Here is a 9,317-nt window from a genome sequence, read left to right as displayed (position 1 = left end):
CTACTGAAAGATTGCTTTTGTCCGAATCCGCAGACCTCGCCGGCACGCCGCAATCGCTCTGGCAATCGTTCGCTGCGCCTATCGATACACGCCAGTTCGGCAGTGCCTGGCTGGCATTGCAATGCGCGATGATCGAGGGCGCCACCGGTGCCGTGATGGTGCTCGGTCCGCCTGACACCGGCCCGTTTTTGCCGGTGGCTTTCTGGCCGCCGCAGCAAGCGCCCGGCAGTTTGCTGACCGAGGTCGCCGGGCTGGCGCTGGAGTCGCGCCAGCCGACCTTGCTGGCCGATGCCACGCAGGCGGCGCTGGCTTATCCGGTGATCCTCGAAGGTCATCTGCACGGGTTGGTCGCAGTGCAAACCCAGCTGCGCAGCGACGCCGGCATGCAGGATCTGACGCGCCAGTTGCAATGGGGTTTGCAAGGCATCGAGGCGGCCTTGCTGCGTCAGCAATCCGGTCACGAGCAAACCACCCGCGAGCGCCTGATGACGACGCTGGACCTGGTTGCCTCTGCCATGACCGAGCAAAAATTCACGCCGGCTGCGCACGCGCTGGTGACCGATCTGGCGATCCGTTTCGATTGCGACCGCGTCAGTGTCGGGTTTCGCCGTACCGATCACACCGGCGTCGATGCGGTTTCGCACAGCGCTCAGATCGGCAAGCGCATGAACCTGATCCGCGCCATCGGCAGCGCCATCGACGAAGCCATCGACCAGCAATCGCTGCTGCAATTGCCGGCCCCGGCGGCGCAGTTGCTGGTCACGCGCGATCACGCCGCGCTGGCGCGCCAGCATGGTAGCGACAATGTGCTGACGATCCCGTTCGTGGTCGGCGCGACCGGCAACCTGGTCGTTGGCGGCTTCACGTTCGAGCGTTCCGGTGCGCGCCCGTTCACGCCCACCGAGATCGAACTGTGCCAGGCAGTGGTGGCGCTGTGCAGCCGCATCCTCGAAGAAAAACGCCTCAATGACCGGCTGCTGGTGGCCCGCATCAAGGACCTCGGCCGCGATCAGCTGATCAAATTTACCGGCCCGCGCTTTTATGGCCGCAAGCTCGCCGCCGGCTTGCTGATGCTGGCGGTGCTGTTCTTCAGCATCGCCAGCAGCACTTACACGGTGGGTGCCAATGCCGCACTCGAAGGCGCAATCCGGCGCGTGCTGGTGGCACCCTTCGATGGCTATGTCGCCACCGCCAGCCAGCGCGCCGGCGATGTCATCAAGGCCGGCACCGTGCTGGCCACGCTCGACCAGCGCGACCTGCAACTGGAGTATTTGCGCTGGGCCAGCCAGGCCGAGCAATACAGCAAGCAGTATCAGGAAGCGATGGCCAAGGCCGACCGCGTGCAGCTCAATATCTCGCTGGCGCAAGTGCAGCAGGCGCGCGCGCAAATGGATTTGCTGGCCGAGCAGCTCGCGCGTGCCAGCATCACGGCGCCGCTCGATGGCATTGTTGTTAGCGGCGACCTGTCGCAAGCGCTGGGCAGTGCGGTCAAGCGCGGCCAGACCTTGTTCGAGGTTGCGCCGCTCAACGCGTATCGGGTCATCCTCGAGGTCGATGAAAGCGACATCACCGGCATCCGCGAAGGACTGCGTGGCGAACTGATGCTGACGGCATTGCCGGGTCAGGTGTTTCCGCTGGTGATTTCGCATCTGACGCCGGTGACCAGTTCGCGCGAAGGACGCAGTTTTTTCCGCGTCGAGGCCAATGTCGAACAGGTCAGCGACAAGCTGCGCCCCGGCATGGAAGGCATCGGCAAGATCGCCATCGGCCAGCGCAAGCTGATCTGGCAATGGACGCACAAGCTGGTCGATTGGTTGCGGCTGAGCGTGTGGTCATGGATCTGACAACGTCCCGATGAGCGAATCCCTGTTCAGCGAATCGTGGTATCGCGTCGCCAGCGTCAAGCCGCGCCTGCGCAACCATGCGCAAATCCACCGCCACGTGTATCGCGGCGGGCTCTGGTATGTGCTGCAGGATCACGCGAGCGGACGTTTTCATCGCTTCACGCCGGTGGCCAATCTGGTGATCGGTCTGATGGATGGCGAACGCAGCATGCAGCAAATCTGGGATATCGCTTGCGAGCGCCTTGGTGACGAGGTGCCGTCGCAATCCGAAATGATCAAGCTGATGTCGGACCTGCACCGCGCCGACGTACTGCAAAGCGACGCGCCGCCCGACATCCGCGAGCAGCACGAGCGGCGCGGCAAGCACCTGCGCATGAAGGTCAAACAATACGTCGGCAATCCGATGTCGCTGCGCTTTCCGCTGTTCGATCCCGACCGGATGCTGCAACGGGCGATGCCGCTGGTGCGCCCGCTGTTCGGCAAGTTCGGTGCCGCACTGTGGTGCCTGACGGTCCTGTCGGCGATCCTGCTGGCCGGTGTGCACTGGCGCGAATTTTCGGATGGGATGCTGGACCGGGTGTTCTCGGTCGATAACCTGCTGCTGATCTGGATCCTGTTCCCGCTGGTGAAAATCCTGCACGAGCTGGGCCACGGTTTTGCGGTCAAGGCGCGCGGCGGCGAAGTCCACGAGATGGGCGTGATGCTGCTGCTGATGATGCCGATTCCGTATGTCGATGCCTCGTCGGCGTCAGCCTTCGAAGACAAGCGCTGGCGCATGCTGGTCGGTGCCGCCGGCATGCTGACCGAGCTCTTCATCGCCGCCATCGCGATGATCCTGTGGGTCTGGCTGGACCCCGGCACCGACCGCGCGATTGCGTACAACATCATCCTCATTACCGGTGTCTCGACGCTGCTGTTCAATGGCAATCCGTTCCTGCGCTACGACGGTTATTACATCCTGTCGGACTACCTCGAAATCCCGAATCTCGGGCAGCGTGCCAACGAGCATCTGGGCTATCTGGTGAACCGCCATGTGTTCGGGCTGGCCGACGCGCGCTCGCCGGTGGTAGCGCACGGGGAAGGGCGCTGGTTCGTTTTTTATAGCATCACGTCCTTCGTCTACCGGATGCTGATGATGATCACCATCGTGCTGCTGGTGGCGAGCAAATTTTTTATTTTCGGCATCCTGATGGCGCTCTGGTCCTTCTTCAACATGCTGGTGCAACCGGTGTTGAAGAAGATCAGCTACGTCTTCACCAGCCCCGCGCTGCGGCGCAATCGCATCCGTGCGGTGGGCCTGAGCAGTGCGCTGGTGGCATTGCTGCTGCTGGTGCTGTTCTGGCTGCCGGCGCCGTCGTTCACGCGCAGCGAAGGCGTGGTGTGGGCGCCGGACGAAGCGCAGGTGCGCGCCAGCGTTGATGGTTTTGTCACGCGGGTGATGGCGCAGCCGGGGCAGCTGGTGCGCAAGGGGGATCTGCTGATCCGCTGCGAAGATCCGGAACTGGTGGCGCGGGTGGCCGTGCAGGCGGCCGAACTGGCGGGGCTGGAAGCGCGCTACAACGCCGCGGTCACCAGCAGCCGCGTGCAAGCCGACATCCTGCAGCAGCAAACCGCACATGCCCGCGTTGCGCTGGCACTGGCGCAGCAGCGGCTGGCCTCGATCGACGTGCGCAGTCCCGGCACCGGCACCTTCGTCATTGCCGACGTACAGAACCTGGCGGGACGCTTTGTCCAGCGCGGCGAATTGCTCGGCTACGTGACCAGTGACGCGCTGGGCAGCGTGCGCGTGGTGATCCCGCAATCGGATGCCGACAAGGTGCGCCAGGGCATGCGCGCGATCGAAGTCCGTACCGTCGACCAGCCCGCCGTGGTGATGGCAGCGCAGGTGCTGCGCGAAGTGCCGGGCGCGACCGACCAGCTGCCCGGCATGGCGCTGAGCTTTCAGGGCGGCGGCAGGATCGGGCTTGATCCGAACAAGTCAGGCGATGCACGCACGCTGGAAAAGCTGTTCGTGCTCGACCTGCAACTGCCGCCCGGCACCCGGCTCGACAAACTCGGCAGCCGTGTTTATGTGCGGTTCGAGCATCCGTCCGAGCCCTTGGGCCGGCAGTGGTTCCATGCGGTACGCCGCGTTTTCCTGAAAAAATTCAATGTCTAATGTCATGCGCCACAAGCCAGGCCGCTTCGACCAGCTCTATCCCGAGCGCGAGGAAGTGCACGACGAAAGCCTGCTCGAGCGCGCCGGCAGCGCCATCACCGGCTGGCTGGACCGGACCTGGCGCTCGCGCAGGTCGCGGGTGCGGGCGATCGTGCAGCAGGTCGCGCCGTTCGAGGCACCGCTGCGCGCACTCGATGCCGATGGCTTGCACGCACTGGCGCGCGTGCTGGCGCAGCAGTTGCGCCGCGAAGGCTTGCGCGATGCGCTGGTGGCACAGTCCTTTGCGCTGGTGCGCGAGGCGGCCGACCGCGTGCTGGGGATGCGTCATTTTGATGTCCAGCTGATAGGCGGCCGGCTGCTGCTCGATGGCATGGTCGCCGAGATGGAAACCGGCGAAGGCAAGACCCTGACCGCGACGCTGCCGGCCTGCACGGCGGCACTGGCCGGCCGGCTGGTACATGTCATCACGGTCAACGATTACCTGGTCGCGCGCGACCATGCGCAGATGCAGCCGGTGTACGCGGCGCTGGGCATCACGTCGGCGGCGGTGACCTCGGAGATGACGCATGAACAGCGCCAGCTGGCCTATGCCTGCGACGTCGTCTATTGCACCAACAAGACCGTGGTCTTCGATTATCTGCGCGACCGCATCGTGCTCGGCAGCCAGGCCGACACGCTGCATCTGCGGCTGGAAAAACTCTCCGGCGGCGACACCCGCAGCAGCCGTTTGCTGTTACGCGGCCTCGGTTTTGCCATCGTCGATGAAGCCGACAGCGTGCTGGCCGATGAAGCCGGCACGCCGCTGATCATCTCGGCCGAAGTGTTCTCGCCCGGCGAAGCGGAGCTGGCGCTGCAAGCCATCACGCTGGCGCGCCAGCTGGTCGAGGGCACGCATTACCGCCAGCTGGCCGGCGAGCGCCGCATCGAGATGACCGAGCCGGGGCACGCACGGGTGCTGGACCTGTGCAGCTCGCTGGGCGGGGTCTGGACGATGACCTTGCGGCGCGAAGAAGTGGTGCTGCAGGCGCTGACCGCGCTGCAGCTGTTCCGGCGCGACGAACACTATCTGGTGCGCGACGGCACCATCCAGGTCATCGATGAATTCACCGGTCGCGTGATGGCCGACCGCTCGTGGGGACAGGGTCTGCACCAGCTGATCGAACTGAAGGAAAACTGCGCCATCACGCCGCGCAAGGAACCGCTCGCACGCATCAGTTACCAGCGTTTTTTCCGGCGCTACCAGCACTTGTCGGGCATGAGCGGGACCGCTTCGGAAGTGGCCGGCGAACTCGGCAGCATTTATGGATTGGCAGTGGTGAAGGTGCCGACCAACCGCGACAGCCGGCGTGTGCAGCAGGCCGACCGCGTGTTCGCCAGCGACGGCGAAAAATGGCAGGAAATCGTCGCCGTCATCTTGCGTCACCACGCACGCGGTGCGCCGGTGCTGGTCGGTACGCGCTCGGTGGCGGCGTCGGAATGGCTCAGCGATTTGCTGCAGGCGCGCGGCGTCGCGCACAGCGTGTTGAATGCCAAGCAGGACGATGCCGAAGCCGCCATCGTCGCCGGTGCCGGCCAGCCCGGCTGCATCACCATCGCCACCAACATGGCCGGTCGCGGCACCGATATCAAGCTGGCAGCCGACGCCATCGCATCGGGCGGTTTGCACGTGATCCTGTCGGAGCGCCACGAAGCCGGCCGCATCGACCGCCAGATCGCCGGTCGCTGTGCGCGCCAGGGCGATCCCGGCCATGTCGAGGCGATCCTGTCGCTGCAGGATGCGCTGCTCGCGCCGTACACCGGCGGACTGTCGGGATGGCTGGCAGCGCGCCTGCTGCGCTCGGAGCGCAGCCGCAGTTGCTGGATCCGCCACGCGCAACGCCGCACCGAGCGCAACCAGTCCGTGCTGCGCCGCAGTTTGCTGAAGGCCGACCGGCAGATGGGCAGCATCCTGTCGTTTTCAGGGCGGGCCGAATAGTGTTTGCCGTACCGGTCATTGAATTGAAGTCAACCAAAGGAATTTTATGAACACCTTCCGTTTCGCTGCGCTGATGCTGATGAGCGTGTCCGCCAGCGCCGCCGACAAACCCGCCTTCGTGCCGCCGCAACCGGCACCGGTACCGAACCTGGCACCGGCCGGCGCGCCACGCGCGGCCGTCAAACCGGCCACTGCCCAGAGCGGCAATCGCAGCCGCAAGATGGGCGACGATATGGAATGCCTGCTCGAACCCTCGCTGGTGGCCAATGTCGGCAGTCCGGTCGAAGGGACGCTGGCGCAGGTGCTGGTGGACCGCGGCGCCGATGTGCGCAGGGGGCAGGTTGTGGCGCGCCTGAATTCGTCGGTGGAAGCGGCTACGGTGGTCTTGCGCCAGGCGCAGGAAGCCTACGGCCAGCGCAAGGTCATGCGCAATGAAGAGCTGTTCAAGAAGGATTTGATTTCGGCCAGCGACAAGGACGAGCTCGAAACCCAAACCCGGCTGGCCGGACTGGAGCGCAAGCAGCAGCAGGAAGTGCTGGCCCTGCGCACCATCACCAGCCCGATCAATGGCGTGGTGGTCGAGCGCTACCTGGCACCGGGCGACCATGTCGCGCAAGAAAAAATCCTCAAGCTGGTCCAGATCGATCCGCTGTACGTCGAAGTGATCGCACCGGTCGAACTGTTCGGCACGATCCGGACCGGCATGACCGGCCAGGTCCGGCTCGACCCGATGATGAGCGGCAGTTACAGCGCCAAAGTCACGGTGGTCGATCGCGTGATCGATGCGGCCAGCGGCACCTTCGGCGTGCGGCTGGAATTGCGCAACCCCGGCAACAAGATTCCGGCCGGCATGCGCTGCAACGTCAAGTTCGTCAGCTAATGCCGGCGTCGCGCGTCATTGCGATTGCCGCCCCGATTGGCGGCGGCAAATCGGCGCTGGCCGAGGCGCTGGCGCGCACGCTGGGCAGCACGACGCTGTGCTTTGATGATTACGAAACCGCGACCCGGCAACCGGTGTCGCACCTGTCAGTGTGGCTGGCCGCGGGTGCCGACTTCGATCAGCTGGAAGCGCCGGGACTGGCCGCCGAACTGACGCGCCTGCGCACGCTGGCCGCCACACCCGAGCTGGTGTTCGAGATGCCGCTCGGGCGCGCCTGGCCGGCCACTGCCGGCGCGATTGATGTGCTGGTCTGGATCGATGTGCCGCTCGACCTGGCGCTGGCGCGGCGGCTGCGCGAGATCACGGCCACGGTGCAGAATCCGGCGCAGACGCTGGACTGGCTCACTGCGTATCTGGCGCATTACACTGGCACCATCCACGGCGTGCTGGCCGAACAGTTGCGGGTGGTGCGACCGCGTGCCGATCTGATCCTCGATGGTCGCGCCGAGCCGGCCGTGCTGGTGCGACAAGTGCTGGATTTTCTCGGGAAGACGCCATGACTGCGCGCGACTATTTGCGGGTCGATGCCTTCCTGGTCGACATGGTCGGTGCACGCGCGCTGGCCAGCGCCTTTGAAATCGGCTTGATCGACCGGATGCTGGCGGCACCCTGCGACCTGGCGGCATTGCAGGCCGATGTGCGGATCGACGCGTCCGGCCTACATCTGTTGCTCGGCATGTTGCGGGCGCATCGCGTGCTGGAGCCGGAAGGCTTGCGCCTGAGTGCCGCTTTCGTCGCTGCGCTGGCGTACCGCGACCTGCTCGAAGCCAAGCTGCAATTTGCCAATCTGGTTGCGCCGGATTTTTTGCATCTGTTCACGGCGCTGCTGATGGCACCGCAGCAGTTTGTGGAACAGGCACGGCTGTTCAAGCTGTTTTCGTATCAGAACTGTTTCGAGTCGACGCCGGACAATCTGGCGCAGACCGCGCGCTGGATGCGGCTGACCACGGCGCTGACTAGGTACGAAGCGCAGGCATGTATCGCGGAACATGATTTTTCGGGCTACCGGCGCATGCTCGATGTCGGCGGCAATAGCGGCGAGTTCGCGCTGCGGGTCTGTCGTGCGCACGAGCGTTTGCAGGCGACCGTGTTCGACCTGCCGCTGGTGTGCGACATCGGTCGCCAGCATGTCGGCCGCGAACCGGAAGCCGCACGGATGGCCTTCGTCAAAGCGCCGGTCGAGCCGGTCGCGCTGCCGCGCGGGCATGACCTGATCACCTTCAAATCGATGCTGCATGACTGGCCGGATGCCGCGATGGCGGACTTTTTGCAGCGCGCGCAGGTCGCGCTGGAGCCAGGCGGCACGCTGATGATTTTCGAGCGCGGGCAGGTGCAGATCGGTGCCGCCCAGCTCGGCTATGGCCAGCTGCCGCTGATGCTGTTCTTCCGCTCGTACCGCACACCCGAAGCGTATTGCGCGCAATTGAATCGGCTTGGCTTCACGGACATCACGGTGCGGCAGGTGCAGCTCGACATGCCCTTCATCCTGATCACCGCCATCAACGGACCATGACCATGTTTGCCTTCGAGCCTGAGATCACCACCGCCGACGAGCGCTACGTTGATTACTGCCTGTGGGATTACATACCGGTGGCCGCGCCGGTGGGCAAATGGCGTTCGGTCAATCTGCTGCGCGACAGCTTTGCGTATGCAGAGATGGGCGCGCCGGCATTCGCACTGGTCGAGGCGATCCGGCAGGCCTTCGGACCATCGCGCACGGTCTGGGGTGTCAAGTTCGAGGGCGGACGCCTGAGCTGGGAACTGTACTTTTACGATTACGACCGGCAGCAGCGCACGCGCTCGGTGACGCGCTTGCTGGACGTGATCCGGCCGTGGATGGCATCGACCTTGCAGGTCAATGAGGCGCGTGACTATTTCATGTTTTCGATCGACCTTGATCGCACCGTGCTGGAGCAGGGCCGGCCGCTGGAACTGCTGCAGCTCTACATCGGCAATGTCGGCAGCACCGTGTCGTCGGGCATCTGTTACGACGTGAAGGCGCAGGCGATGACGCTGAAAAATTTCTATTTCTTTTTTGATGCGCGCACGCAGGTCCGGCAGATCATCGACAAGGTGCGTTCATCGGCTTATCTGGACTTGTCGCGCTTCGAGCTTGACCGCGTGTTGTGGCCCGAACTGCGTGAGTGCCAGACCATCGTGCTAGCCAACAAGCGCCATCACGACGGCGTGTATTTTTCGCGGATCACGATAGACCAGCTGTTGTTCTTTTTGCGCCGGCTCGATTATCCGGCGGCGCTGGTGGCGACCATCGCACAACAGCGTGCGCAGCTCGATCATTTGCTGTATGACGTGGGATTCGATTACCGCATGGAAGACGGCGTGCTGCGCATCCTCAAGAGTGCCTATTACGGCGTGTTTTAAATCGAGCGATTCGTTCAA

General features: G+C 64.4%; 7 protein-coding genes. All 7 read left to right on the top strand.

Translation table 11 applies throughout. The features are described 5' to 3' along the window. Positions 1-17: 17 nt before the first annotated feature. Genes RHM62_RS11935 through RHM62_RS11905 form a run of 7 tightly spaced genes read left to right on the top strand, consistent with a single transcriptional unit; the run spans position 18 to position 9,299 of the window. Entirely contained in the window at positions 18-1,844 is a 1,827-nt protein-coding gene (locus RHM62_RS11935; protein ID WP_322122316.1) for an HlyD family efflux transporter periplasmic adaptor subunit, read from the top strand. Between the two features lie 10 nt (positions 1,845-1,854). Continuing rightward, positions 1,855-4,002, top strand: a complete 2,148-nt coding sequence (locus RHM62_RS11930; protein ID WP_322122315.1) for an HlyD family efflux transporter periplasmic adaptor subunit — start codon at positions 1,855-1,857, stop codon at positions 4,000-4,002. Next, complete coding sequence (locus RHM62_RS11925; RefSeq protein WP_322122314.1) at positions 3,995-5,977, top strand: preprotein translocase subunit SecA; 1,983 nt, start codon at positions 3,995-3,997, stop codon at positions 5,975-5,977. The genes RHM62_RS11930 and RHM62_RS11925 overlap by 8 nt, the downstream gene beginning before the upstream one ends. 46 nt (positions 5,978-6,023) lie before the next feature. Further along, complete coding sequence (locus RHM62_RS11920; RefSeq protein ID WP_322122313.1) at positions 6,024-6,857, top strand: efflux RND transporter periplasmic adaptor subunit; 834 nt, start codon at positions 6,024-6,026, stop codon at positions 6,855-6,857. Continuing rightward, positions 6,857-7,417 (top strand): hypothetical protein, encoded by a 561-nt coding sequence (locus RHM62_RS11915; protein ID WP_322122312.1) that lies wholly within the window; start codon positions 6,857-6,859, stop codon positions 7,415-7,417. The genes RHM62_RS11920 and RHM62_RS11915 overlap by 1 nt, the downstream gene beginning before the upstream one ends. Beyond that, the gene (locus tag RHM62_RS11910) at positions 7,414-8,430 is read left to right on the top strand and encodes a methyltransferase (RefSeq protein ID WP_322122311.1); all 1,017 of its coding nucleotides are present in this window, start codon (positions 7,414-7,416) and stop codon (positions 8,428-8,430) included. The genes RHM62_RS11915 and RHM62_RS11910 overlap by 4 nt, the downstream gene beginning before the upstream one ends. Next, positions 8,427-9,299 (top strand): hypothetical protein, encoded by an 873-nt coding sequence (locus RHM62_RS11905; protein ID WP_322122310.1) that lies wholly within the window; start codon positions 8,427-8,429, stop codon positions 9,297-9,299. The genes RHM62_RS11910 and RHM62_RS11905 overlap by 4 nt, the downstream gene beginning before the upstream one ends. Positions 9,300-9,317: the final 18 nt, after the last annotated feature.

It is taken from the genome of Actimicrobium sp. CCC2.4 (assembly GCF_034347385.1).
GTDB lineage: Bacteria > Pseudomonadota > Gammaproteobacteria > Burkholderiales > Burkholderiaceae_D > Actimicrobium.
The sequence above is the reverse complement of the archived record's forward strand: the minus strand, read 5'-3'. Positions and strand labels throughout refer to the sequence as shown.

Coding starts and splice junctions, on each gene's coding strand:
- RHM62_RS11915 (WP_322122312.1), top strand. CDS start 6,857: ATGCCGGCGTCGCGCGTCATTGCGATTGCCGCCCCGATTGGCGGCGGC.
- RHM62_RS11930 (WP_322122315.1), top strand. CDS start 1,855: ATGAGCGAATCCCTGTTCAGCGAATCGTGGTATCGCGTCGCCAGCGTC.
- RHM62_RS11925 (WP_322122314.1), top strand. CDS start 3,995: ATGTCTAATGTCATGCGCCACAAGCCAGGCCGCTTCGACCAGCTCTAT.
- RHM62_RS11905 (WP_322122310.1), top strand. CDS start 8,427: ATGACCATGTTTGCCTTCGAGCCTGAGATCACCACCGCCGACGAGCGC.
- RHM62_RS11910 (WP_322122311.1), top strand. CDS start 7,414: ATGACTGCGCGCGACTATTTGCGGGTCGATGCCTTCCTGGTCGACATG.
- RHM62_RS11920 (WP_322122313.1), top strand. CDS start 6,024: ATGAACACCTTCCGTTTCGCTGCGCTGATGCTGATGAGCGTGTCCGCC.